We start from the raw sequence: 25,011 nt of genomic DNA, 5'->3' as shown, positions 1-25,011 counted from the left end.
GGACCCGGCGCTGGCGCGTTAGGCGCCCGGAAAATGTGGGCCATCACACAGGTGCTGAGCGAAAAATGGGCACAAAAAAAGCGCCGGGGGAAACCCTCCGGCGCTTTTTACATTGGCGCTCGTATGCCCGAGAGCCTGTCAGTTACAGCAGCAGTCGACGCACGTCGGCCAGCACATCTGCCAGGTAGGTCAGGAAGCGACCCGCATCACCACCGTTTACCGCACGGTGATCGTAAGACAGTGCCAGGGGCAGCATCTTGCGCGGCACAAACTCACTGCCGTTCCATTCCGGTCGAATCGCCAGTTTGGACACACCGAGGATACCCACTTCCGGCGCATTGACGATCGGGGTAAAGCCGGTGCCACCGATGGCGCCGAGGCTGGAAATGGTGAAGCAGGCACCCTGCATATCGCGGGGCTTCAGCTTGCCGTCGCGGGCCGCGATGGCCATGGCGGTGGCTTCTTCTGCCAGTTCGTACAGGCCTTTCTTGTCCACGTCGCGGATCACCGGAACCATCAGGCCCTTCGGTGTATCCACTGCCATACCGATATGTACGTAGTCCTTCTTCACGATGTGCTCGCCATCGTTGTGCAGGGATACGTTGAAGCTCGGCACTTCACGCAGTGCAGCGGCCGCCGCTTTCAGCAGGAACGGCACTGGCGTGAGCTTCACGCCGCGCTTGTCCGCTTCGGCTTTCATTGCCTTGCGGAAATCTTCCAGCTCGGTGATGTCGGCGTCGTCGAACTGGGTAACGTGGGGCACGTTCAGCCAGTTGCGGGACATATTCGCCGCGGTCAGCTTGTGGATCTTGCTCATCGGCTCGGTGGTGACCGGGCCAAACTGGCTGAAATCGATTTCCGGCATGGGCGCGATGCCGATGTTGCCACCAACACTACTTACCGCGCCGCTTTCGGCTTTCTTCACCTGTTCCTTGATATAGGCGTGCAGGTCGTCCTTGGTCACTCGGCCGCGGGGACCGGTAGGCTTGACCTTGTTCAGGGTCACGCCCAGTTCGCGGCCCAGTTTGCGCACGGCGGGGCCGGCGTAAACTTCGGCGGACGGGGTGTGGTCGCGCTCTACGTGCGGATCGCGTTTCGGCGCTTCCTGCTGCGCTTCAGCTTCACTGGTCGGAGCCGGTGCCGGAGCCGGAGCGGGGGCAGGCGCCGCAGCGGCCGGCGCGGGGGCCGCGCCGTCACCTGAGACGGTTTTGATCACACCGATCACATCACCGGTGGACACCTTATCGCCTTCTTTCACGGAGATGGAAACGATGGTGCCGGAAGCGGCAGACGGAACGTCCATGGACGCCTTGTCGCCTTCTACCACGATCAGGGCATCGCCCTCTTCGATTTCATCGCCGGCGGAGACGGAGATTTCAATCACGTCCACGGACTCGGCACCGCCGAGATCCGGAACCACAATGTCCTCTTCCTTCTCAACGCCTGCTGCAGCGGCAGGTGCCGGTGCTTCTTCAGCGGCGGGGGCCGGAGCAGGTGCAGGCTCTTCCGCCGGCGCTGGCGCTGCTTCTTCAGCAGTCTCACCACCGGCATCGGTTTCCATTTCACCGATCACGTCGCCCTCAGACACCTTGTCACCTTCCTTTACGGAGATGCTCAGGACCTTGCCGGCCACCGGTGCGGGGATGTCCATGGAGGCCTTGTCGCCCTCCACCACAATCAGCGCGTCCTCTTCCGCCACCGTGTCACCCACGGCAACGGCGATTTCGATTACATCTACCTGATCGGCGCCGCCGAGATCAGGCACTTTAATGACTTGCTTAGCCATGTCTTTACCTTCCTTATTCAGCGGGCCTTAGACCAGACGCGGGTTTACTTTTTCCGGGTCGATATTGAGCTTCTTGATGGCGTCGGCCACCTCAGAGGCTTCGATCACGCCCTGATCCGCCAGGCCCTTCAGCGCCGCGATCGCCACGTAGTTGCGGTTCACTTCGAAGAAGCGACGCAGCTGCTCGCGGCTGTCACTGCGGCCGAAGCCGTCGGTGCCGAGGGTGATCATGTCGCCGTCGATAAATTCGCGCAGCGGCTCGACGTAGGAGCGGATGTAGTCGGTAGACACAACAACCGGCGCTTCATTACCTGCAAACTGCTCTTCCACCCAGGACTTACGCGGGGTTTCAGTCGGGTGCAGCATGTTCCAGCGCGCTGCGTCCTGACCCTCACGGGCCGCTTCGGTGGCGGAAGTCAGGTTCCACACGTCGGAGGTCACACCGAACTGGTCGGCGAGAATGTCCGCGGCAGCCATGACTTCGCGCAGGATGGAACCAGCGCCCACCAGCTGTACGTGCTTCTTGGCGGCCTTGCCTTTGCCCTTCTTGCGGGAATTGGCATCCAGCTTGTAGATACCGCGGATGATGCCCTCTTCCACGCCCTGCGGCATTTCCGGCTGCAGGAAGTTTTCGTTCTCGACGGTGACGTAATAGAACAGGTTTTTCTGCTCTTCGTACATCTCGATGAGACCCTGGCGAATGATCACAGCCAGGTCGTAACCGAAGGCCGGGTCGTAACTCTTACAGTTCGGAATGGTACCGGACAGTACCAGGCTGTGGCCGTCCTGGTGCTGCAGGCCTTCGCCGTTCAGGGTGGTACGGCCGGCAGTGGCACCGATCAGGAAGCCGCGCGCCTGCATGTCACCGGCGGCCCATGCCAGATCGCCAATGCGCTGGAAGCCGAACATGGAGTAGTAGATATAGAAGGGCACCATCGGCACGCCGTGGTTGCTGTAGGCAGTGGCGAGCGCCATCCATGCGGACATGGCGCCGGCTTCGTTAATGCCTTCTTCCAGCACCTGGCCTTTCTTGTCTTCCTTGTAATACATGATCTGGCCGTGATCGACCGGGGTGTATTTCTGACCCTGGGAAGAGTAGATACCCAGCTGACGGAACAGACCTTCCATACCGAAGGTACGGGCTTCGTCCGGCACGATGGGCGCGACGTTCTTGCCCATCTTCTTGTCTTTCACCAGCACGGACAGCGCGCGTACGAACGCCATTGTGTTGGAGATTTCGCGGTCGCCGGAGCCTTTGGTCAGGGCGCTGAAGGCGTCCAGTTCCGGGATTTCTAGCTTGGCCACTTCGGTGCTGCGAGACGGTACCGGGCCACCCAGAGCCTTGCGGCGCTCGGCCATGTACTTCATTTCCGGGCTGTCTGGCGCAGGACGGTAGTACGGCACTTCCTCGATTTCCTTGTCGGTAATCGGGATCGCGAAGCGGTCGCGGAAGCGCTTCAGCGCCTCGGTGTCCATCTTCTTCACGTTGTGGGTATCCATCGCCGCTTCACCGGCGGCACCCAGGCCGTAGCCTTTTACGGTCTGCGCCAGAATGACGGTGGGCTTGCCCTTGCTCGCCATGGCTTCGGCGTAGGCCGCGTAGACCTTGTACGGGTCGTGGCCGCCGCGGTTCAGCTTCATGATCTCTTCGTCGGAGAAGTCTTTGACCATCTCCGCCAGCTCCGGGTATTTGCCGAAGAAGTGCTCGCGGGTGTAAGCGCCGCCGTTGGCCTTGAAGTTCTGCATCTCGCCATCGACGGTCTCGTCCATGACTTTCTGCAGCAGACCTTTTTCGTCTTTCTCGAACAGCGGATCCCACAGGCGGCCCCACAGGACCTTGATCACGTTCCAGCCCGCACCGCGGAATACACCTTCCAGTTCCTGCACGATCTTGCCGTTACCGCGTACCGGGCCGTCCAGACGCTGCAGGTTACAGTTGACCACGAATACCAGGTTTTCCAGCTTTTCGCGGCCCGCCAGGGCGATGGCGCCGAGGGATTCCGGCTCGTCACACTCACCGTCACCCAGGAATGCCCACACCTTGCGATCGCCGCGCGGAGACAGGCCGCGGGCAGACAGGTAGCGCATGATGTGCGCCTGGTAGATGGCCTGGATCGGACCAAGGCCCATGGATACGGTAGGAAACTGCCAGTATTCCGGCATCAGCCACGGGTGCGGATAAGAGGACAGACCCTTGCCATTTACTTCGCGGCGGAAGTTGTCCAGCTGCTCTTCGTCAAAGCGGCCTTCGAGGTAAGAACGGGCGTAAATGCCCGGCGCGCTGTGGCCCTGGAAGAAAATCAGGTCGCCGCGCTCTTCCCCTTCGTTACCGCGGAAGAAGTAGTTAAAGGCTACGTCGTACAGGGTCGCTGCAGACGAGAAACTGGCGATGTGGCCGCCGAGGCTGTCCGCGTTGGAGTTGGCGCGAACCACCATGGCCAGCGCGTTCCAGCGGATCAGGGAGCGGATTCGACGCTCCATGAACAGGTCACCCGGCATACGCTTTTCCGCGTCCTGCGGAATGGTATTGCGGTAAGGGGTGGTGATGGCAGCCGGCAGCTGTACGCCGGTGTTGGTGGCGCGGTCAGACAGCTGCTTGATCAGGAACGCGGCGCGTTCCTTGCCACTGTGGCGGATGACCGCCTGCAGCGCGTCCAGCCATTCCTGCGTTTCCTGAATGTCGGTTTCTTCGTGCATCAAATGCTCCTCGGCGAATATACGACGTCGAGTCGGTGTTTTTTTATGGTCAGAATTTTTGCTGCGCAACAGTACCGTAAACACCGGGATCTCCCCCGGGTTCTGCCACCAGGTTCGCCAGATCACCGCCTGAATTGGCAGAAAAGCAACGAACGCTGGTCATTATTTCAGCAACACAATGGAGGGTGCAGCGTGAAACAGTTTTAAACAAACGGAACTGCGCGACCTGAATACCGCCGGCCATAAGGAGCCTGTCAGAAGTTGTTGAGTGAGAGGCTCGTTAATACCGGCTCGACTTTGAATTCGGCGTTGAATTCTCGGCCCGTCAACTGTAGGGCAGACGCCATACGGCGCACAGAGATGCCCTCAATTAACCGGCTGCAAGTGCGTAAGCGGGGGCGATTGTAGTATTACTACAAACGTTTTTCCAGACAGGACGATTAGTAACAAATAAAACCAATATGTAAAACAATTATTTGCCAGTTGGCGTAAATACCGAAATAAATTGCGGCCATGCCGGTGTTTTTTATTACAAAATCGAGTCCAATAATCGCATTCTGGTCACGAAAATTCCGTGCCCGGCCCCCGCAAGGGGCCGGATGCCGAACGGGTGTACCAGTGAAATGGGTGTAACTTGCGGCAGGTAAACAGTGAGGTCAGGCCAGTACCGGCTCGCAATCGGTTTCCCGCTCGGGAGCGGCAGGCAGGCGCAACTCAAATCTTGCCCCACCAAGCGCCGGGGATGCACCAGCGGAAATCGATCCGTTATGCCAGTCGACCACTTTGCGCACGATCGCAAGCCCGAGCCCGTAGCCGGATACCTCCTGAACCCCCGCTTCGCGAACGTAGGGCAGGAAAATATCTTCAAATCCAACGCCAGCGAGACCGGGTCCGTCGTCTTCTATAACGAAGACCGCGTCCTCGCCTTCGAGATACAGATGCACCTGAACCTCGCTGGCCGAGTACTTGATGCCGTTGTCGATCAGATTGTTGAAAACGCGAACCAGTGAACGACGATCCGCTACCGCCACCACAAGACTGGCGACCTCAAGCTCCGCCACGCGACCGCTGATATGCGCCACCTGCTGGAAGCGCGGGCAAATCAGGTCCAGCAGGTTGACCGGAGCAAAATCCAGCAGCGGCCGTTCATGTTCCTGACGGGCAAACGTCAGGTACTCATCGACCAGCGTATCGAGTTCATCCAGATCCTCCTGAATTTCCTGCTTCAGGTTCGCACCACACTCCTTGGGCAGGGAGGCCACCGAAAACTTGAGACGGGTAATCGGTGTGCGCAGCTCATGGGACAGAGTGGCGGAAAGTTCCTGCTGCAGTGCAACCGAGCGCGCCAGGCGCTGACTCATCCACACCATCGCATCCGATACCGGGGTGAAAAAACTGCTGTGGGTAAAACGGAAGTGCTCGGGGTTTCTATCCCTGGCAAACCGCGCGGCCGCCTCCTTGAGTTTCTGCAAATCCCGAATCAGAGGCCACAGGCAGAATACAATGGAGAGGCCGAGAACCAAATAAAAGAAGCGGGTGTACCACTGGTGCGTTTCCAACAGGCCATCTTCAAAGGGACCAAACTGGGCAACGTGCTCCCCCGCCCGCATATACAGCAGATGGCTGCCGGTATCGCTCTCCGCCCGCAGGAGTCCACCGCGATTCAATATCTCGAGCTCGGAAGCCGGCAGTGCCAGCTGCGCGGCCGGCAAAATATTGATGCGGCCACTCGGGTCGGCTGCCGCCGGAACACAGTCCGTTTTCGTGCAATGCGCGTCAAGCAATTGCCGCAGCGAAAGCGCGACAGGTTCCGGCGCCGTCGCACGCTCCTGCTGATCCAGGTATACCTGATCCGCCAGCCATACCGCAGCGGATAGCCCCAGCAGCACAATCAGCAGATAGCGCAGATAAAAACGGCTCACAATTTTTCTGCCAGCATGTAGCCCTTGCCCCACACCGTTTTGACCGTCAGCAGCAGTGAGGAATATCGCTCCATCTTTTTGCGCAGCCGACTGATGCGGCCATCGATGGTTCGATCCAGGCCATCGTACCGGCGCCCGAGAGAATTGATAAACAGAAACTCGCGGCTCAGGGGTTGTTGAGGGTTACTCACCAGAAGCCACAGCAAGTCGAATTCACCGGGAGAAAGTAGAATGACTTCGTCGTTCACCCACGCCTTGCGCCCGCCCCGGTCAACGCGCAGATTATCGATCTGTATCGCAGACTTTTTCTGACTGGACGGATATTTTCGCCGCAGGCACGCCTGTATTCTCGCCAGCAGGATATTTGGATGAACAGGCTTGACGATAAAATCATCGGCACCGGCCTCAAAAGCCTTCAACTGTACCGGTACCTCACTGGAGGCGGTCAGAAAAAGACAGGGGCCATTAAACTCTGCGCGAATCTCACCAATTACCTGGAAGCCATCCCGCCCTGGCAACATGATGTCGCACAACACCAAGTCTATGGCTTCGGTACGAAGCAACTGGGATACACCTGTTCCGTCGGGAAGGTGACGCACCACAAATCGTTGTTGCTCCAGGAATTGCACAATGGATCGCGCCAATCGATGGTCATCTTCTATTAACAGGATGCGTTTCCCACTCATTATAGAAAGCTCCATAGATGACGTCGCTTCAGTCGCACATGACGCCCAACCGCGAGCACGTTCACTGAACTCGATGCCAGGGTGGCGGGTATTCGGTCCACAGTAAGATTGAACCGGGTCGTTTTATCCAGCGTGAGCTCCAGTGCGATTCGGCCAGTCGCCGAGGACGATGAACAGTAAACAGGATCGCGTCTGTCCGCCCGATGAATACAAACCTCCCCGGGAGTAGGAAGCGTCCATGAAAAAACAAACTGCGCGCGGCATATTTCGTTTTTCTGGATGATGCAATTTCGCGGCGTTATATCGAATCGCTCGATTTCTTTGCGCCCGTCTCCGGAAGGCACAGCGGCAACCGTTTTTGTTCCCAGAACAAATATAACGCCTGCAAATATGCTGCGACCTGTCATACGCGTTTTACTTCCAGCTATATTGCACGCCGGCAAAAAATGCACGGGGACTGGCGTCTACTACAAATGGGCTTGCCGCGATGGCGGCATCCATTCTGTCGACCCGTCCCGCAACGACCAGGTCCACACTCGCGGAAAGCGGATACTTCATCTCCACCGTTGCGTGTGTATTGAGCGCGGCACCAGGCTGATAAAGAGGGAACCGGGAAGCCCCCGGTCCAGACATTTCCGCACCGTAGTAATAGTCAATCAGCTTGCGACTTTGATAGGTCGCGCCCAGCTCGACGCCCATCAACAGGCGCCCGAACGCAAACTGCCGGCTCAGGGTCAAAGGGATCTCGTCCCCGCCGTGTACATCGGTCACATCCCGATAGGCACCAAGACCGATTGTCACAGGCCCGTGCCACTGGGCAGATATTCCACCGAGATAGGAAAGTCGACGTTTGGGCGGTTCAAGCTTGGTCGTGGCCGGTTCGTTCACGTCCATCAACTTTCCCGCCAGGGCAAGCCCCCCGGTTAGCTCACTTCCGCTGCTGGGAAAATAAAGGCCGTCGGTATTCAGGCGCCCGGCAAGATCGAGGGCGAAACTGGGCGTTTCATAGAGACTGAACCCCAATTGCGTGTCTTCAAGGTAAAACCGCTCACCGTAGTAACGGATACTGGGCATGGCCCGCACCTCGAAGTCATTGGCGTCACTGAGCGGGCTTTGCAGTACTCCGCGCCCGATCGCGAGCGCTAATTGCCAATTTCCGGTTTCCGCGTAGTCATAGACGGGCTCGCTGGCAGCGGGGACCGGTAACAGCTGCACAACGACTGCAACGCTTACCAGCAAAAGAGTAATGACCACCTTGCGAAGATAAGTCGCACGGGTACGCTCGGAGCGCGCCCTATTTGAATTCATCACTGCTGACAACCGCTTCAACCTTGTTCACATCACTGACTGTGTATTTCTCGCAATCTATCGAAGCGCTTTCACGGGTAAAAGACCCTTTCGGGTGATTTGTACAAATTTGTACAACTTACCAGGCCAGTATTTCCGCCGAGTTCCCCCGGCGCTTCCACAATTTTGCACAGTTTCTCCTACGGCCCTTTGGTATACGAAAAGCGTTCTTGCGGCATTCAGCCGCAGTCCATACCAATAACTGTTCCTTCCGAGGGAGAAGAAACTTGAAAATAAAAACCCTTGCGACGGTGATCACCTCCGCGCTGTGCACCAGCAGCGTGGCGGCATCCGTCTCCAGCCATCCCGGGCCGGGTCTCCATCAGATCAAAGCCCCTCAGATCGCCAAGGTTGCGCAATCAACTGCGGCATCCCAACAAAAAACCAGCGGCCAGACGATTCAGAATCGCCTCCCCGGAGGTCTCAATCAGCAAATTCGCCCGGCCTCCGCCGCGGACAAATTTGCCCAGGAACCGGAGCGCAGTGGCGAAGATGTTTACATTGTTCGCCTGCACGATCTGCCAGTGACTACCTACGATGGGCGGGTCAAAGGATTTGAAGCCACAGCGTTAAGCGCTCTGCGCAACGAAGTCGCCAGTGGCACCCTGGCAGCACCACACGGCACCCGCGGCCTCAAGGCGGTTCAGCGAAACCGGGCCGATAGCTATAAGAACTATCTGATGCACAAGCATCAAGCGGTGGTGCAACAGGCTCGCGCCTTCGGCGTCTCGCGCGCGCCGCGCCTGCAATTTACCGAGGCGATCAACGGCTTCACCATGAAGATGACCCAGGCGCAGGCAAAAAAACTTGCCGAGCTGCCCCAGGTCGCCTTCGTGCAGCGCTCCGACACTATGCAACTGCATACGGATCGCGGCCCGGAATTTATTGGTGCGGATAAAATCTGGAGCGGGAATACCGACGCAAGCAGCCTGGATCTGAAAGGTGAAGGCATGATCGTGGGTATCCTGGATACCGGTATCAACACCGACCACGAATCTTTTGCCGATGTAGGTGATGATGGCTACGACCACATCAACCCCTGGGGTGAAGGCAATTACGTGGGCGACTGCGCGACCGGCGCCGCCACCTGTAACGACAAGCTGATCGGTGTGTGGAGCTGGCCAATGATCACCGACACCTACGAAGGTGTACGTCCGGCCAGTGGTGAAGATTACAACGGCCACGGCAGTCACACTGCCAGTACCGCGGCCGGTAACGTCGTTCACAATGTGCCACTACTCGGTGCATCCCTGGGTGATGGCGACGGCATTCCTACCGGGTTCGAATTCGAGCAGGCAGCCGGTGTAGCGCCCCATGCCAACATTATTTCTTATCAGGTGTGTTACCCGGACGAGCGTGGCTGTCCTTCGGAGGTGATGCTGAAAGCCGTCGACCAGGCCATTGCCGACGGTGTCGACGTGATCAACTTCTCTATCGGCGGCGGCGATAAATTTCCCTGGAACGACGCCATGGCCCTCGCCTTTCTGTCAGCGCGCGAAGCGGGCATTTCCGTCGCAGCGTCCGCGGGCAATGCGGGTCCCGGTTTTTACACCCTCTCGCACACCGCACCCTGGTACACGGTGGTGGCGGCCACAACTTCTGATCGCGTGATGGATACCGTAACCAACGGCATCGAGTTAAGCGGGGGCGCCACAGCCCCACCCAGCTTCTATGTCAATCACGAAGACGAGTGGGACGATATCGCCGGTATCTCGGCTTCGGGCATTGTCGGCACACCCGTGAGTGCGGCTGACTACGGCGACGAGCTGTGTGCGAGTGAATTCGCTGCGGGTACTTTCGAGCCACACCATATCGTCATCTGTAAACGCGGCGAAAATGCCCGTGTTGCAAAGGCATTCAATGTGCAGTCCGGTGGCGCCGGCGGATTTATTCTGTACAACGCCGGTGACGAGGCCGACCCCAAACTGGTTGATGATATTTTCCCGATTTCCGGCCTGCATATGGGCAGCTATCGCGGCTCCCAGTTACTGGACTGGATCCAGGATGGCGGTACCGACCACAGCATCAGCATTACTGCGGCAGAAATCAGCCGCGCGATTGATCCGGACAAAGGGGATCTGCTCGCGGACTTCTCCTCACGGGGACCGGCGCAGCACTTTGTCGGCAGCCTGGCGCCACACATCAGTGCCCCGGGGGTTGATATTCTCGCGGCCTATGCCGACGAGCACCCCTTCCACCCGGACTCCGCGGCATCTCAGGACTGGACCATGATCAGTGGTACCTCCATGGCGAGCCCCCATGTGGCCGGCGCCATGACCCTGATGAAGCAGGCCCACCCGGACTGGACCGCCGCGGAAATCCAGTCCGCCCTGCTGATGACCTCGGCGCAAACCGTGCGTGAAAAGCCCAATACCTGGAGCGATGACACGCGTCCGGCACACACCTATCGTGCGGGTTCCGGCCGCGTGGATGTGGCCGCCGCGATCGATGCGGGTCTGGTGATGGACGAAACCGCCGCGAACTTCGAGTATGCCAACCCGAATAATGGCGGCGACGTAAAGCAGCTGAACCTGCCGCAACTGGTGAACAACCACTGCCGCCGCACCTGCTCCTGGATGCGTACCGTGCGCGCCACGCGCAGCGGCGAGTGGACAGTCACCAACGGTGACTGGACCTACGATGTGTGGAATACCGGCGAAGGCGAAAAACCGGTGAACGGCGCAAAGATCGAGGCCTTCCCGAAAACGTTCAGCCTGCAAGCCGGCGAAACCCAGACTATCGTATTCACTGCGGATTTCACCGACGTGCAATTCGAACACAATTCCATGCTCGGCGGTGTCGATGACCTGCCACAACTGGAGCTGTGGAGCGAAGTGCGTATCACCGCCGACGATGACTCCATCCCGGATTCCCACTGGCCGGTTTCTGTCAATTTCGACCGTGGCGGACTTCCGAGCACCGTCAACGTGGAGGTACACCGGAATAACGGCAGCTACCACCTGAAAGACCTGCCGTTACCCGCGATGAATAGTGTTCAGTATCGCGCCTACGGCCCGGTCAAGGCGACCGTGGAGGAGGTCACGCTGAATCAGGATATCGACCATATCCCGGTGCGCAATGACAATGACTACGAGCCCGGTCACGCACGCGTCACACTGATGACGGTGCCGGAAAACACCGCCCGCTTCGTGGTCGAGGTTCTGGAAAACCTGCAAAGCCCCGGCTGGAGTGATACTTACGGGCCGATGCACGGCTGGATGACCATCTATATCGGACGCGATAGCGACGGCAATGGCGAGGCGGATTTCGAAAACGAGCTGCTCTGCGCATCCACGACCGAGATCGAACTGAACTACTGCAGCATCACCAACCCCGATGCGGGTAGCTACTGGGTGGTGGTGGACAACCACCGTATCAACGTTACCGACCACACCGTTATCGAAGGTGTGGAGCTGAAAGATACCTACAAAGTGGCCACCGCTCTGGTGCCGGCAACCGCAGATGGCCTGCAGGTTGAGGGACCGGCGACAACTGATGGTAAAAAAGTCGGTGTCGATCTGAACTGGAACCTCAGCGATTTTGCAGAAGGTGACGTCGCCTACGGCGGATTTGATATTGGCACCGGCAATGCGCCAGGCAGCGTCGGCTTTGTGCCGGTCAAGCTGACCCGCGGTGTCAATGATATCAGCCTCACCACCAGCCAGACTCAGGCCAAGGGTGGCGATATCATCGATGTAACGGTTCACATGTTAGAAAACAATTCGGGTATCGACCGCCAGATCGATTTGCTGGGCCAGATCCCTGCGGGACTCACCCTGGTAGATGGCTCTGTGAGCGTGAACAACCCGATGATGCGCGACCACCTGCAGGTACTCGGGGATGTCATCCAGGTCAGTGGCATTCAGGAAAACTCCGAGCACTGGAAACGGGACTACAAAATCACCAGCAGCGAAACCGACCAGATGTGTCGCACGCCGATCTACACCGCGGGCAGTATCGCCAGTGAAGGTGGCTATATCGGTCTGTACGAGCGGTTCGGCCTGCTGCCGGATATCGGAGGCTCCGCCGCCGACTGGCTCAACCCGGAATTCAAGATCCCTCTCAGTCGTTTCTGGGGTCCGGATGCAAGCATGAGCCTGTTCCATAATGATGCCTTCAGAACCTACCAGGACCTGGTGGTATCACCGCAGGGTTACGCAACCGTCGAGCAGAAATGGGATCCGTCACAACATATTGTGCACCGCGAGTTCCCTTACTATTCCGATCCTTACGCACCGTTTATCGGCGTGCTCTGGAAAGGTATTTTCAATGCCGGCGGCTGGTTCAGTGCCAATGTGGATGCACTCGGTACCCCACTCCATCTGGATTTTGATCCGGCGTTGACCTCCGGCATGGTGGTTGGCTACGCCTACGATCCCGCCAACAATATCGACGATATTATTGTCGAGTGGCACAACGCACGTACCCAGAATGTTGAGGTTTCCTGGTCTGGCGGCTCGGTGATGAGTGAAAAGTCTGACCGCTACAACTTCAACCTCATCGTGCACAAAGGCTATCGCTTTGGCGAGGGTGAATACGAATTCACCATGGCCTATGGCGATCTCGACTTTGCCGGCGAAAATGGCGCGGGCTCGGTCGGTATCCACGGCCACTACGGACCGCAGGATATTTTCGGCTACCCGTATTACTACGATCAGGAAGTCGGAAAGAGTTTTGCCTTCGACAACCTGGACAGCAAGCTGAAACGTGATCTGGTGGTCTGCTATGACTACGTAGGCCCGGAATCCACCCAGTTCGCCCTGAACTTCCAGGTGCGTGTGGCGGAAACCGCAGCAGGTCAGGATCTGGAACTGTCTTTTGTCAGCGATATCGATGGTATGGCTCAGGAAGCAGTGGCTCAGATCATCGTTGTCCCCGGCAATCTGCTACTCACGGAAATTGGCGACCAGACCACCGCGGAGAACACCGCGCTGGAGCTGGAAGTGATTTACCTGGATAAAGACGCAGCGCCCAACCTCATTTCGGTGAGCGGCGAGAATTTCACTGCAGAAGTATCCGGCCACACCTCCAATTCCACTGTCACCATCACCCCGGACGCCAACTGGCACGGTGAGACGGAAGTCACCATAACCGTTGCCGACGAGCAGGTGCCCTCCGATACAGCCAGCACTAGCTTTATGCTGACAGTCGTCTCTGACGGTGAGGAGCCAGGTTGTACCGACATGGCCGCAAACAACTACGATGAAAACGCTACGGTGGATGATGGTAGTTGTGTCTACCCGGAGCCTCAGCCAGAACCAGAGAAGAAGAAAAAGAGAAAAGGTGGCACTACCGGCACCATTCTTATTGGACTGTTGATTGCACTCGGCGTTCTGCGCCGTTCGCGCCGCGTGTCCGTGAAAATCTGACGGATTCGCCAGACGCGATCTTGCGTCTAATACGAATCTAATATTTGTTGTTCAAGCCCCGTCCAACCGGTCGGGGCTTTTTTATTGCGGCAATGTATTCGGCGTCTAGACTTTCAGAAGTGGAGGCTTTCCCACACCACCATTTTCCCAGAATCCCTATCGATTAACCTTGCCCCCTCAATGAGCGACTAAGGAGCCCCCTATGAGTCGATCGATGATCTGGCGCACCCTAATCAGCGCCGCAATGACTCTCACTGTGAGTTTTTCCACAGCCAGTGTGGCTGCCGAGTCAAAACTGACTCCGGCCGAAGCAAAACAGCTTGCGATTGACGCCTATATTTATGGCTACTCACTAATGTCGGTGGAAATGACCCGGCAGGTGATGACCAACGTTGCCAAGCCCACCTCGAAACATGCGCCCATGGGGCAGTTTGCCAATTTGCGGGAATACCCTACGGCAAAATTCCGCGACGTCACCGCACCCAATGCGGACACACTCTATTCCAATGCCTTCGTCGATGTCTCCAAAGAACCCTGGATCGTCAGCTGGCCGGATATGGGCGATCGCTATTACGTCTGGGAGTTTTATGACGCCTGGGTGCCTGTGATTATGAGCCCGGGATCCCGGAGCACGGGTCAGAAGGCGCAGGCCTACGCGATCACTGGCCCCGGCTGGAGGGGAAAACTGCCTGACGGGGTGAAAGAACTGAAGTCCCCCACCGCTACCGTGTGGATCATGGCTCGCACCTACTCCACCGGAACCCCGGAAGATTACAAGAAAGTGTGGGCACTACAGGACCAGTACAAACTGTACCCGCTCAGTTACTGGGGCAAGGAATACAACCCGCCCGCGGGCAAGGTAGACCCGAAGATCGACATGAAAACCGCGGTGCGCAATCAGGTCAACGCGTTGAATGCCGAAGAGTATTTTGGCTGGATGGCATCACTGATGAAAAACAACCCACCGATTTCGGAAGATGCACCGATGGTGGCGAAGATGAAAAAAATCGGACTGGAACCGGGCAAGCCATTTGACCTGAGTAAAATGGACCCGGCAGTCGCCGATGCCATCAAGCAGGCACCCAAAACCGCCTGGCAACAGATTGTCGCGTACACCAAGGATTCCGGAAAAATCAACAACGGCTGGTTGATCAACCTGAAAGTCGGCCACTACGGTACCGACTATATGGCCCGCGCCTGGCTCGCGGCGTTCGGGATTCCCGCCAATCCGCCCAAGGATGCCGTCTACCCTGTGGGTCAGACCGACGCCGATGGCGACCCGCTGGATAGCTCAAAGTATAACTACGTCATTAACTTCAAGTCAGAAAAGGATTTGCCACCGGCCAATGGCTTCTGGTCCCTGACCATGTATGACGAGGGGTATTTCTTTATTGAAAACCCACTCAACCGATACACCCTCAGCGAACGCAACAAACTGAAGAAGAATTCGGATGGTTCCATCACCATGTACCTGCAGAAAGAGAACCCGGGCCCGGAAAAAGAGTCGAACTGGCTGCCCGCACCAGATTCGAAGTTCATCCCCATGTTCCGTCTGTATTGGCCGAAACCAAACCCGCCATCAGTACTGGACGGAAGCTGGTGGCCACCGGTGATCGAGAAAAACGGCACTCGTTAGACGGTCATTAATGCCGGGATAACTTCAGCCCCGGCACCGCCGGGGCGTATTCTTTTCATCGCCTTACCTTTCTACATTCCTGAATTATCACGAGGCAAGGTACAATCCCAAACCGAGAACATGATTTCGCAGTCGTGATAAAACAATACAAATTATAACTTCAAGCCGGATAAAAATAATCCGCCGTCATTTGAAAATACCAAGATGCTTCAAAGTACGCACCGCTTGTGTGCGCCGCGAAACATCCAGTTTTGCATATGCGGACTTCAAGTGTGTTTTTACCGTATTAATGGAAACACATAGCTTTTCAGATATTTCCTTATTGGAATACCCTTCAACAAGCAGCGCCAGTGTGGCCAGCTCCTTCCGGGTGAGATCACCAGCAAGGTCATTATTGACGACCTGAGTGGCTTCCGACTTGACACCAGCGGTTTGCAGTAATATTTCATCTGACTCGAGGCCAACGATGCCCTTGATTTGCTGAATCTTAAGCTGGTGCTGCGCTGTCTTTCCGGGGCTCTCAATATCTCTCCGCATTTCACGCAGAGCATCCATCACCGCTTGGCCTTCATCGCGAAACAACTGTACGGCACAGTATTCTGCATCCAGGGAAAGTGCCGCGGAAAGTGACTGTTTTGCCAGCATGGTGCGATCCGCGGCAAGCCGAATTCGCGCAAGTAACAATTGCAATTCCATCGCTCGAAAGCGATTCTCACTTTGCAAAAACTCCCGTAGAACCGGTCGCAGTCGTTGCTCCGCTCCCTCCGGATCGCCCTCCCCCAGCAGTAACCGCGTGTGAGCCACGCAGGTCCAGTAGTCGATACTCAACCGGGTATGCTCGGGCAGTTCGCCAAGCAATTTACGTGCTCTCTCCCAATCGTCAAAATTCGTACGGGCCTGCGCCACTTCACCTGACGTCACCAGTATTCGCACACGCTCGTGAGTCAGGCACGCCTGTAGCCGTTTCCAACCCCGGGCATCTGCCAGCTGCTCGGCTTGGCGCAGGTAATCGAAAAGTGCGTCGTAGCGTTTCTGCTGATAAAGCAGCTGCGCATGCGCGCGGACAACGGCAATCACAAGGTCAACCGTCGCTATACCACGCTGAGCTGCGAGCCCGCGCTGAAAGAGTTTCTCCGCCTGCGCCAGATCACCTCGATAGTATTGAAGTACGCCCAACATCGACTCCAGTAGTGCGACGAGCTGTGATCCGGGCATAACATCACGCAGCGTTTGCTGGAGCTGATGTTCCAGTCCGTACACACCCTGCTTAAGCCTTGCTCCGACCAGACAAATCAAGGCATCAAGACAACAGGCGTACGTCTGGTTATACATCAGGTCGGGAACCGTCGGAGCGGCGATCAATTCTTTGGCGACGACCTGGGCGCGGGAAAACTCTCGGCGATGGTAGTAAAGAAACCCCTGCAACAGACGAAAGGTCGGGCGCAGATGTACCGGTTCTCGCGGAGCCTGTGGCATCCAGGTATCCGTCAGCTCCCTGGCTTTTTCAACCTGATCATCAATGGTATAGAGGGTGGCCTCCATACAATACACCTCCACCTGCTGGGCGAGATCGAGGCTATCCATTCGCACCTTCAGCTCATCCAGCATCCTCTGCCCCTGCTGCACTTGATTACTTAAAACCGGCAGCCAGGTGAGCTGAATCAAAACCCCAAGACTCTGCCGAAGCATGACTTCCGGCAGTCGGCGAATTAACCCGAGAAAATCAGACAGATATCCCTGTGCAATCAGGCTAACGCCGTGGTCGTCCAGTAATCCCAGCGCGCGATTTTCGTCACCGGCGCTAATGGCATGCTGGATTGCCTCTGCGATCAGCCCCTCTTCCTCGAACCAGTGGCTGGCCCGGCGATGTAATTCGATCAGCAGTGTGCCTTCCGCAGACGATAGCTGGCGCAATAGAAAATTTCGCAACAGCGGGTGCAGCCGATACCAGTATCCAATTTCATCGAGCGCCTGAACAAGCAAACGTGAGTCACGCAGACTGGACAGTTCTCTACTATGTCGCTGGTCACCACTCACCGCCGCACACAAGGGTCCACAGAATCGATCGAGAATGGCGATACGGCGCAAAAATTCCGCCAGCGATACAGGGATCTGTGCCAATACCTCCTCGGCAAGAAAATCAGATACCGACGCGTGATCAGCGGAGAAAGCACTGACGAAGCGATGTCGATCGGTGGCGCCGCGCATGGAAAGTGCCGCAAGCTGCAAAACCGCAGCCCAGCCTCCCGTGCGTGTTTGCAGCAAAGCCACCTCTTCAGTACTCACTTGCAGGTGATTGGTGTCGCGCAGCAGCGTTGCAGTCTCCTCCTGATCAAAGCCAAGATCGCTGCTATCCAGCTGAATCAATCCACCAGCGGCACGTAGCCGCGCCAGAGGTATCGGCGGCAGGCTGCGCGAGCCAATAAACAGGTAAAGATTATCCGGCCGCTGTTTCAGTAAATACTGAATAGCACCATGCACCTGAGGGTTTTCAACCTGGTGGTAGTTGTCGAGAAACAATGCATAGTTTTGCGAAGAATCTAACGCACCAAGCAGCTCGCTGATCCAACGGCGTACCCCGGAGGAGTCAACCGACGTTAGATGACGATCAGCTCCGCTCTCACTGCTCGCCCGCCCCCACTGCGCAAAGGACGCAGAAAGGTAAAAAAGAAATGCTTCCTGCTCATTGTGCTCCTCATCCAGAGTCAACCAGGCGGTGACCATGCCCCGGGATATCAATTGCCGCTGGCACTGGGCAAGAAATGTGGTGGTGCCGTAGCCCGCTGGCGCAGTGACCAGACACAACGGCGTGGTCGGCACACTCTCGCCACATACGATTTGCAATAAGCGCTTGCGCTCGACACTGTCGCTCGCCAGGCGAGGTGGCGCCAGACGCATGGCGATCATTGTCGGGGAGCCGAATTTGTTCTCACTACTTGAGACCATCGGGTACTCCGTTCAGGGCGACTGCGGGCAATTCATCGCCGGGCATTTAATCAGGCAGGGCCGCAGGCCGCTTCACCCGAACGGGTGAGGCAATGTGTGCCGCGCGCCCACCTGACTCCAGGGTTTCCGTATTTGGGCGAATTAAGGTTCGGTGCCCGACGAACACGGGGCGGCATTCATTCCTATACAAAATCATAACAAAGGGTGAAGAGACTGCCGTTCGAATGCCTTAGCCTGCGTGCTCCATAACAATAAACCGTCAGTTTTGACTGATAAAAATCGCGACTGTTTAGCAACAGTCCAGCTGATGAGGAAAGCGCAAGTGCAAAAACCAAACCGTTCAACGCTATGGACCCGTTCCGCCCTGAGCCTCGCTGTCACAACCGCTGCGGTCGGATTCTCGCAAGGTAGCCTTGCGCAGCAGATCGAGGAAGTCATGGTCACTGCGCAAAAGCGCGCGGAAAGCCTGCAGGATGTCTCCGCCTCGGTATCCGCCATGGACAACTCCCTGATGCAGGACGCCGGTATCAACGATATGTCCGATGTGTCCTATCTCGCGCCGGCATTAACCGTCACCACCAACAACGGCCCCTGGGCCTCCAGCTTTCGCATGCGCCGCATCGGCAACGAGGGCAACATTCCCACCTTCGAACCGGATACCGGGCTGTTTATCGACGGCGCCTTCCGCTCCCGTTCCGGTACCGGTCTCAGTGACCTAATGGACATCGAGCGCATCGAAGTCGTCAAAGGCCCCCAGAGCACCCTGTACGGAAAGAACGTGACCGCCGGTCTGGTCAGCATCAGCACCCTCGCTCCTAGCCAGGAGTTCGACGCCATGGGCGAGCTGAGTGCAGGCTCCTACGGCGAAGTGATCGGCCGCGGTTATATCAACGGCGGCCTCAGCGACACGGTGAGCGGCCGCCTTTCCATCTCCAGCAGCCAGCGCGACCACTGGGTGGACAACCTGGGCAGTGGTGGCGACGCCGACAACCAGCAGAGCTACGCGCTGCGCGGCCAGCTGTTGCTGGAGCCATCGGACGATCTGTCGGTGCGCCTGATTGCCGGTGCGGTGAACCGCGATTTCGACAGCGCCCTTGGCGACGTGTCTTTTGGCACCCCGGTGCAGGCACTGCTCGGCACTACCCAGTCACTGTTTCAGTCCAGCATCAGCAATACCACCGCCTTACAGGATAACGTAGCCGGTAACCGTACAGTCGATCGCAATGGAATAACCGCCTTCCACCAGGACTCCAAAGAGTTCACCGCCATTGCCGACTATGCGATGGGCGACCTGACCCTGACCTCGATCTCCAGCTACGACGATTACGACGTATCCACCAATCAGCACGATGCGGATCAGTCCCCACTGAGAATCGCCAGTTTCAATGAAACCACAGCCGGCCGCTCTTTCAGTCAGGAGCTGCGACTGACATCTGCCGGTGGCGAGGCCATCGACTGGATGACCGGGGTTTTCTTCTACGACAACCACTTTACCCGTGGCGACGGCTCCGACACAGACTTCCTGATGCTCGAAGATATTGAAGAGTTCGGCAAATCCATCGCCTTCGCCCAGTTGGACCCGGCGACCCAGGGCGCGCTGCTCGGTCTTCCCGAAAGCGCACGCTTTAGCGCTCTGCCTGCCCTCCTCGGAGAGGCCGGGGAATACGCGGATTTTTACAATGAGCAGGACACCCGCACGTTTGGCGCCTTTGCCTCCGCCACCTGGAACATCAGCGATGACTTCTCCCTGACCGGGGGACTCCGTTACAACCGGGAGAAAAAAGCAGCGCTACTGGATTCCAGTAATAGCGGTAGCGGAATTTCTCTGATCGGCCTCGGCAATCCCGATAACCCCTTTGCCACCCCGGATAATCTCGGTCTGGCGGGCAAACTGGCCCCCAATAATTTCTGGGAAGCGGAAGATAGCTGGAGTCACGTCACCTACAACCTGACCGCGGAGTACCACTGGAACGACGACTTTATGACCTACCTGACCGGCGCCCACGGCTTCAAGGCCGGTGGTTTCAACCTGGGCTTTGGCGACGCCCCCAATGAAACCCGCCCGTTTGGCGAGGAAACCGTCGACACCGTGGAGCTCGGCTGGAAAAGCCACCTGTTCGACAGCCGCGTGCAGCTGAACGGCGCGCTGTTCCACACCGTGTACAACGACTTCCAGTCCGCCGCTTTCCAGGGCCTGCAATTCAGCGTGGACAACGCCGAGAAGGTGATCAATCGGGGGATCGAATTCGATGCACTGATCATGCTTGGCGAGCGCCTGAGCATGAATCTGGCCAGCTCCTATGTGGACGCACACTACGATACCTATACCCGCGGGTCCTGCGCATTCGGGGTAGCCCCAGAAGCCAACGGATTCTGTGATCTGAGCGGTAAGACCCTGCCCTTTGCCCCGCGATGGAAAAGCAGCGCCGGCCTGCAGTACGAGCACCCGCTCGCTAGCGGTGACCTGTACTCCCGTATCGACCTCGCCTATGTGGGCGAGCACATCCCGGCGTCGTCCTTGGACAAGCGTTTTACTCAGGACGCCTACACCCTGACCAATGCGCGACTCGGCTGGAGAAATGAAAACTGGGATATCTCCGCCTGGGGCAAAAACCTCACCGACGAAACGGTGGTCACCCAGTACGCGCCGGACAACGTCATGAGCGCACTGGGTGGGGACGACTCCTACCAAGCTTTCCTCGGCGCACCGCGCACTGTCGGCGCCACCTTGCGCTACCACTTCTAATTAACCCCAGGTCCAGGATGTTACTTATCCGAAACCCTGGACCGCGAACGTATTTTTGGAGAAACCCATGAGCAAAATGTTTTTTGAAACCATCGACACCGCCTGTATCGATCCCAACGATCTGCCCTGGACCCCCTTCACCCCTTACACCGATGAGGTGCACGTAAAACTGTTGCGCGTCGACCCGGTAAAGGGTGAAACCGTCACCATGCTGCGTGCACCGGTGGGCATGCAACTACCCAAGCACCATCACTCCGGCACCGTCCAGCTGTACACCATCGCCGGTGCCTGGAAGTACCTGGAGCACGATTGGGTTGCCAAACCCGGCGACGTGGTATTGGAAACAGCCGGCAGCTCCCACACTCCCGTCGGGGTCGAGGGCTATGGCGATGAAATCATTACCTTCCAGATCACCACCGGTGACCTGTTGTACCTGGATGAAAACGACCAGGTCTGTGCCATTGAAAACTGGAAAAGCGCGATGGATCGCTACCTGGCGTACTGCCATGCCAACGATATTGCACCGAAAGATCTGAGCCACGCCTGAATCAACGGTTAAATCGCCACACAACTCACTTTAGGAGCACTCATGCTTGGCAAAATGATGCAGTGGCCGTTGCTGGTCTCTCGTATTTTTGAATACGCCACACAATTTCATGGCGAGCAGACCATCGTCTCTGTCTGCGCAGGCAAGCCCAACTTCCGCTACAGCTACCGCGAGTTTGGTGAACGGGTTTGCCAGCTGGCCAACGCGCTGACAGCCGCCGGTGTAAAACCCGGTGATCGCGTGGCGACACTGGCCTGGAACGACCACCGCCACCTGGAACTCTACTACGCGATCTCCGGTATCGGTGCCGTCTGCCACACCATCAATCCGCGTCTGTTTCCCGCGCAGATGGAATATATCGTCCATCACGCCGACGACGTCCTGCTGTTTGCCGATCCGGCGTTCGCCGATCTGATTACCCCCATTGCTGGCGGCGCACCGAGCCTGCGGCAATTGATCTGGCTCGGCGATGAAGATCGCCAATCCAGTGAAATCGACACAACCCACTACGAAGCGTTTATCGCCGGCCACAGCAAACAGGTCACCTGGCCGGAGCTGGATGAAAATTCGGCTTCCTCGCTCTGTTACACCTCCGGTACCACGGGCAACCCAAAGGGCGTCCTCTACAGCCATCGTTCCACGGTATTGCACTCCATGGCCGTGACCGGCGCCAATGCGTTGAATATCGGCCTGCACGATGCAGTACTGCCGGTGGTCCCCCTGTTTCACGTCAATGCCTGGGGCATTCCCTACAGCGCACTGTTAAACGGTGCCAAGCTGGTGCTACCCGGCCCGAAACTCGACGGTGAAAGCCTGTACAAATTAATCGCCGAGGAAGAAGTCACGGTCACCGCTGGCGTACCCACCATCTGGCTGGCGCTACAGAATCACCTGCGCGATAACAGCCTGTTTCTGGTATCGCTGAAGCGCATGATCGTCGGCGGCTCGGCGGCACCCCGCTCCATGATCGAGTACTTCGAGGAGCAACAGGGAGTGGAATTTATCCACGCGTGGGGCATGACCGAAATGTCTCCGGTAGGCACCATCTGCAAGCTGAAGTCCCACCTGTTAGACAGCGACCGCGAAGTGCGCTCCGCGGTGCAAGTCACCCAGGGCCTGCCGGTGTTCGGTGTGGAAATGAAACTGGTGGACGATGACGGCGAAGTCCAACCTCACAACGGTGAAGCCATCGGCGAGGTGTGGGTGCGCGGCCCGTGGATCACCAGTGGTTATTACGAAGATGCCGGGGCAGACGAAGACAAGTTCGATCGCGAAGGATTCTTCCGTACCGGTGATGTTGCCAGCTTCAGTAGAGACGGCTACATGCGCATTTGTGATCGTTCCAAAGACGTGATCAAAACCGGTGGCGAGTGGATCAGCTCCATCGACCTGGAAAACGCCGCCATTGCTCACCCGCTGGTAGCAGAAGCCGCGGTGATTGGCGTGCCCTCGGAGAAATGGGCCGAGCGGCCGCTTCTGATAATCGTGCCGCGGGATCCGGAGACGCCACCAACGCTCGCGTCCATGCACGACTTTCTCGGCGACAAGGTGCCCAAGTGGTGGCTGCCGGATGCAATGGAGCTGGTCGAGCAATTGCCACACACCGCCACTGGAAAAATCCAGAAGCGCGACCTGCGCGCGCAGTTCAAGGATTACCAGTTGCCGTGAAACCCACAGGCCTTACGCACAACACCCCATGAAGAGCCATCACGAGAAGTACCACCATGACGAACAGCAACCTGAAGCACAAGAAAGTTTTGATAACCGGCGGTGCCGCCGGTATCGGTCTGGCGACGGCCGAGGCTTTTGCCCGCCAGGGTGCCCTGATCATATTGGTGGATCTCAGTGAGGCGGCACTGGAAAAGGCGCGTGAAATAATAGAGTCTCGCGGTGGGCACTGTGTGACGTATCCGTGCGACGTTTCTGACTGGAATAGTGTCCAAAATCTTGCGGGTGATATTCACCGGGCACAGGGCCCGCTGGATATTCTGATCAACAACGCCGGGATCGCTTACCTCGCCGGTGTCGTAGAGCATCCGCTGGATCAGTGGGAAAAAATACACCGGGTGAACGTCATGGGCGTCGTGCATTTCGTGCAGGCATTTTTGCCGGCAATGAAGCAGGCCGGTGGCCCCCGGCATATTGTCAATATCGCCTCCGTCGCGGCGCTGGCACCGGCCCCCAATATGAGTGCATACGCCGCCTCAAAAGCCGCGGTGCGCAATTTCACGGAAGTGCTGGCTATGGAACAGCACGGCAGTGACATTGTGGTGCAATGCGTTTATCCCGGGATCATCAACACCGCTATCGTCAGTGGTATCCATTCGGTGGGCAAAAACATTTCCTCCCGGCAGCTGGATAAACTACAGCAGTACTACCGCGCAACAGGCGCAGACCCCGAGGTGGTGGCTCGGGATATTGTGCGCGGTGTAACCTCCGGGCGCGCGCATATTCCTACCGGCCCAATGGCAAGCCTGGCGGGCTGGCTCGGCCGCGTTTCCCCGCGCATATTGCGCAGCTTGTTAATCCACTCGTCGAAGAAAAGCGGTTACCTGGCGGAAAGTTAGGATCATTTCCCCGCGAGCATATACCCCTTGCCCCATACCGTGCGCACGGTGAGTGACACATCGCTGCGCGCGTTGAGTTTTTTACGCAGGCGGCTCACGCGCCGATCGATGGTACGGTCCAGCCCATCATAGGGGCGCCCAAGCGTGTGCGTGAACAGGTACTCCCGAGATAAAGCCTGCTGCGGATGCGCAGCGAGGGTCCACAACAGTTCAAATTCACCGGAGGAAAAGGCCACCGGCGTATCTTTGATAAGGACACGCTGATTTTTCCGGTCAATGGTCAGGTTTTTAACCCGTATTGCGCTGGCGACTTTTTCCGAGGAAGTTTCCGGAAGGTATCTGCGCAGGACAGCGCCGATTCTGGCCAGTAAAATTCGCAGGTCGACGGGCCTTACAATGAAGTCATCCACCCCCAGTTCAAAAGCGCGCAACTGCGTATTGAGGCCGTCGAAGTCGGACATGGCCAACAGGGGACCGGGATAAACCTGCCGAATCAAACTGACTCGCTCGAAATCGCCCGGCGTATTCACGCTGCTGAGGACAACATCAAAAACCTGGTGCTCAAGGCTGCGGTTGATGTCCTCCCCACGTTCATCGTGCCACACGATAAACCCCCTATCCTGCAGGCAGTCAAAAATCCGCCGCGCAATCCGCTGATTGCTTTCGATCAATAGAATTCGATGAGCGCGCATATCCAAAAACCCGAAAAACTGCGGACTCAAATGCCCACAGCCCCGGATTCTATCCAAACGGTTTACCGAT

The 25,011-nt window shown here is 57.4% G+C and carries 15 protein-coding genes; 6 read left to right on the top strand and 9 right to left on the bottom strand.

Annotated features, from left to right (window positions below):
* Positions 1–142: 142 nt before the first annotated feature.
* The 7 genes from aceF to ACYX4K_RS01920 form a co-directional block, all read right to left on the bottom strand.
* Positions 143–1,786 carry a dihydrolipoyllysine-residue acetyltransferase gene (aceF, locus tag ACYX4K_RS01950; RefSeq protein WP_475093776.1) on the bottom strand — a complete coding sequence of 548 codons (1,644 nt, stop codon included), beginning with the start codon at positions 1,784–1,786 and terminating at the stop codon, positions 143–145.
* A gap of 27 nt (positions 1,787–1,813) precedes the next feature.
* Complete coding sequence (aceE, locus tag ACYX4K_RS01945) at positions 1,814–4,483, bottom strand: pyruvate dehydrogenase (acetyl-transferring), homodimeric type (RefSeq protein WP_475093777.1); 2,670 nt, start codon at positions 4,481–4,483, stop codon at positions 1,814–1,816.
* A gap of 49 nt (positions 4,484–4,532) precedes the next feature.
* A complete protein-coding gene (locus tag ACYX4K_RS01940) occupies positions 4,533–4,727 on the bottom strand; it encodes a hypothetical protein (protein ID WP_476178754.1) in 195 nt (64 codons plus the stop codon).
* Between the two features lie 412 nt (positions 4,728–5,139).
* Positions 5,140–6,405, bottom strand: a complete 1,266-nt coding sequence (locus ACYX4K_RS01935; RefSeq protein ID WP_475093778.1) for a sensor histidine kinase — start codon at positions 6,403–6,405, stop codon at positions 5,140–5,142.
* The gene (locus ACYX4K_RS01930) at positions 6,402–7,091 is read right to left on the bottom strand and encodes a response regulator transcription factor (RefSeq protein WP_475093779.1); all 690 of its coding nucleotides are present in this window, start codon (positions 7,089–7,091) and stop codon (positions 6,402–6,404) included. Before ACYX4K_RS01930 ends, ACYX4K_RS01935 begins: the two co-directional genes overlap by 4 nt.
* Positions 7,091–7,498 carry a DUF3019 domain-containing protein gene (locus ACYX4K_RS01925; RefSeq protein WP_475093780.1) on the bottom strand — a complete coding sequence of 136 codons (408 nt, stop codon included), beginning with the start codon at positions 7,496–7,498 and terminating at the stop codon, positions 7,091–7,093. The genes ACYX4K_RS01930 and ACYX4K_RS01925 overlap by 1 nt, the downstream gene beginning before the upstream one ends.
* A gap of 7 nt (positions 7,499–7,505) precedes the next feature.
* A complete protein-coding gene (locus tag ACYX4K_RS01920; protein ID WP_475093781.1) occupies positions 7,506–8,399 on the bottom strand; it encodes a MipA/OmpV family protein in 894 nt (297 codons plus the stop codon).
* 266 nt (positions 8,400–8,665) lie between these two features.
* Here ACYX4K_RS01920 and ACYX4K_RS01915 point away from each other — a divergent pair, with 266 nt between their 5' ends.
* Both ACYX4K_RS01915 and ACYX4K_RS01910 read left to right on the top strand, forming a co-directional pair.
* Entirely contained in the window at positions 8,666–13,807 is a 5,142-nt protein-coding gene (locus ACYX4K_RS01915) for a S8 family serine peptidase (protein ID WP_475093782.1), read from the top strand.
* 202 nt (positions 13,808–14,009) lie between these two features.
* Positions 14,010–15,443, top strand: coding sequence for a DUF1254 domain-containing protein (locus ACYX4K_RS01910; protein ID WP_475093783.1), 1,434 nt, complete (start codon positions 14,010–14,012; stop codon positions 15,441–15,443).
* A 186-nt stretch (positions 15,444–15,629) separates the two neighbouring features.
* On the opposite strand, the gene ACYX4K_RS01905 is transcribed toward ACYX4K_RS01910, so the two are convergent.
* Complete coding sequence (locus tag ACYX4K_RS01905) at positions 15,630–18,389, bottom strand: winged helix-turn-helix domain-containing protein (protein WP_476178753.1); 2,760 nt, start codon at positions 18,387–18,389, stop codon at positions 15,630–15,632.
* Between the two features lie 322 nt (positions 18,390–18,711).
* Here ACYX4K_RS01905 and ACYX4K_RS01900 point away from each other — a divergent pair, with 322 nt between their 5' ends.
* The 4 genes from ACYX4K_RS01900 (at position 18,712) to ACYX4K_RS01885 (ending at position 24,249) form a co-directional block, all read left to right on the top strand.
* Entirely contained in the window at positions 18,712–21,135 is a 2,424-nt protein-coding gene (locus ACYX4K_RS01900; RefSeq protein WP_475093785.1) for a TonB-dependent receptor, read from the top strand.
* A gap of 67 nt (positions 21,136–21,202) precedes the next feature.
* A complete protein-coding gene (locus ACYX4K_RS01895) occupies positions 21,203–21,682 on the top strand; it encodes a 2,4'-dihydroxyacetophenone dioxygenase family protein (protein WP_231759670.1) in 480 nt (159 codons plus the stop codon).
* A 42-nt stretch (positions 21,683–21,724) separates the two neighbouring features.
* Positions 21,725–23,350 (top strand): long-chain fatty acid--CoA ligase, encoded by a 1,626-nt coding sequence (locus ACYX4K_RS01890; protein WP_475093786.1) that lies wholly within the window; start codon positions 21,725–21,727, stop codon positions 23,348–23,350.
* Between the two features lie 56 nt (positions 23,351–23,406).
* Entirely contained in the window at positions 23,407–24,249 is an 843-nt protein-coding gene (locus ACYX4K_RS01885; protein WP_475093787.1) for an SDR family NAD(P)-dependent oxidoreductase, read from the top strand.
* 2 nt (positions 24,250–24,251) lie between these two features.
* Here ACYX4K_RS01885 and ACYX4K_RS01880 read toward each other — a convergent pair whose 3' ends face one another.
* A complete protein-coding gene (locus ACYX4K_RS01880) occupies positions 24,252–24,941 on the bottom strand; it encodes a response regulator transcription factor (RefSeq protein WP_475093788.1) in 690 nt (229 codons plus the stop codon).
* Positions 24,942–25,011 lie beyond the last annotated feature (70 nt).

Source organism: Microbulbifer sp. ABF4_107, assembly GCF_056312215.1.
This window is presented reverse-complemented; position numbering and strand designations above follow the sequence as displayed.

Bases quoted from the DNA above. Each gene is read 5' to 3' on its own strand.
- ACYX4K_RS01905 (WP_476178753.1), bottom strand. From the start codon at position 18,389: ATGGTCTCAAGTAGTGAGAACAAATTCGGCTCCCCGACAATGATCGCC.
- ACYX4K_RS01895 (WP_231759670.1), top strand. From the start codon at position 21,203: ATGAGCAAAATGTTTTTTGAAACCATCGACACCGCCTGTATCGATCCC.
- ACYX4K_RS01930 (WP_475093779.1), bottom strand. From the start codon at position 7,091: ATGAGTGGGAAACGCATCCTGTTAATAGAAGATGACCATCGATTGGCG.
- ACYX4K_RS01910 (WP_475093783.1), top strand. From the start codon at position 14,010: ATGAGTCGATCGATGATCTGGCGCACCCTAATCAGCGCCGCAATGACT.
- ACYX4K_RS01885 (WP_475093787.1), top strand. From the start codon at position 23,407: ATGACGAACAGCAACCTGAAGCACAAGAAAGTTTTGATAACCGGCGGT.
- ACYX4K_RS01880 (WP_475093788.1), bottom strand. From the start codon at position 24,941: ATGCGCGCTCATCGAATTCTATTGATCGAAAGCAATCAGCGGATTGCG.
- aceE (WP_475093777.1), bottom strand. From the start codon at position 4,483: ATGCACGAAGAAACCGACATTCAGGAAACGCAGGAATGGCTGGACGCG.
- ACYX4K_RS01890 (WP_475093786.1), top strand. From the start codon at position 21,725: ATGCTTGGCAAAATGATGCAGTGGCCGTTGCTGGTCTCTCGTATTTTT.
- ACYX4K_RS01925 (WP_475093780.1), bottom strand. From the start codon at position 7,498: ATGACAGGTCGCAGCATATTTGCAGGCGTTATATTTGTTCTGGGAACA.
- ACYX4K_RS01940 (WP_476178754.1), bottom strand. From the start codon at position 4,727: ATGGCCGGCGGTATTCAGGTCGCGCAGTTCCGTTTGTTTAAAACTGTT.
- ACYX4K_RS01920 (WP_475093781.1), bottom strand. From the start codon at position 8,399: ATGAATTCAAATAGGGCGCGCTCCGAGCGTACCCGTGCGACTTATCTT.
- aceF (WP_475093776.1), bottom strand. From the start codon at position 1,786: ATGGCTAAGCAAGTCATTAAAGTGCCTGATCTCGGCGGCGCCGATCAG.